Genomic DNA, 1,150 nt, shown 5'->3' with positions numbered 1-1,150 from the left:
CGATCCACGGCCGAGTACTCACACCATCACGAACGGCCGAATCTTCACACCGGTCACGGCCAACCAGCACGTTTCACCAAGATCGTGTTACGAGCTCTTAGGGCTGCTGCTGTCGCAGTGCCGAGGAAGACATATCCGCGTTTGTCGTATCGGGTGGCGACTGCCCGGGACTGCTTCAGCCGGTTGATCGCCCGTTCGACGGTGTTGCGCTTTTTGTAGCGGTCCTCGTCGAAGCCGGGTGGCCGTCCGCCGTGTGAGCCTTTTCGCAGGCGGGCCGCCCGGCTGTCGGTCTTCTCCGGGATCGCGTGGCGAATGCCCCGTCGTCGCAGGTACTCGCGGCAGGGCCCGTTGCTGTAGGCCTTGTCGGCCGCCAGGCTGTCGGGCTTCTTGCGCGGCCTGCCCGGACCGGCCCCGGGGATGCGGATCTTCTCCAGCACTGGCTTGAACTGAGTACAGTCCGCCCGCTGTCCACCGGTGACTACCAGGGACAACGGGCGGCAGTGGCCGTCCGCACTCAGGTGGATCTTGCTGGTGAACCCGCCCCGCGAGCGCCCCAGGCCCTCACCTCCAGCACCACCTCCACCAGGCGGGCGCCCAGGCTCTGCCACGGCGTTTCGCCCTGGTGTTCCACCACTTCGGCCCCCTTTGGCGCGGGTGCCGGCGGCGGCTCGGTCCGAGCACCGGCCGCGTGCTGGTGAGCGCGCACGACGGTGGAGTCGACCGAGATGTCCCAGTCGATCTCACTTGCCGCGTCGGCCGCGGCCTGGACTTGCTGGAGCAGACGCTCCCACGTCCCGTCGGCCGACCACAGCCGATGGCGTTCATAGACGGTCTTCCACGGTCCGAACCGTTCGGGCAGGTCACGCCAGTGCACTCCGGTCCGCACCCGGTGCAAAATTCCGTCGATCACCTGCCGACGGTCCCGCCACCTGCCACAACGCCTGTTACTGACCGGCAGGAACGGCCGCAACCGTTCCCACTCGGCATCCGTCAGATCACCCCGCCCCATGTCCACATCAACGACCCGGACGCGGAACAGTCACATGATCGGCCGGACAGCTCCTAGTAGTGCTTCGTCAGGTTCTGGGCTGTCTGCGGCTTCTCCGAGGGCGGGGCAGGGGTCGTCCGCAGGTGGTGCAGGTACCGGTCC

The 1,150-nt window shown here is 67.2% G+C and carries 1 protein-coding gene; it reads right to left on the bottom strand.

Annotated features, from left to right (window positions below; translation table 11 throughout):
- Positions 1-53: 53 nt before the first annotated feature.
- A protein-coding gene (locus tag IO29_RS38255; RefSeq protein WP_420705412.1) for an IS5 family transposase occupies positions 54-1,009 on the bottom strand; the annotation gives its coding sequence in 2 pieces (ribosomal slippage) (positions 54-563 and positions 566-1,009; 954 coding nt in all).
- Positions 1,010-1,150 lie beyond the last annotated feature (141 nt).

Source organism: Streptomyces sp. NRRL F-6676, assembly GCF_000725625.1.
In the GTDB taxonomy this organism is placed as follows: Bacteria; Actinomycetota; Actinomycetes; order Streptomycetales; family Streptomycetaceae; genus Streptomyces.
This window is presented reverse-complemented; position numbering and strand designations above follow the sequence as displayed.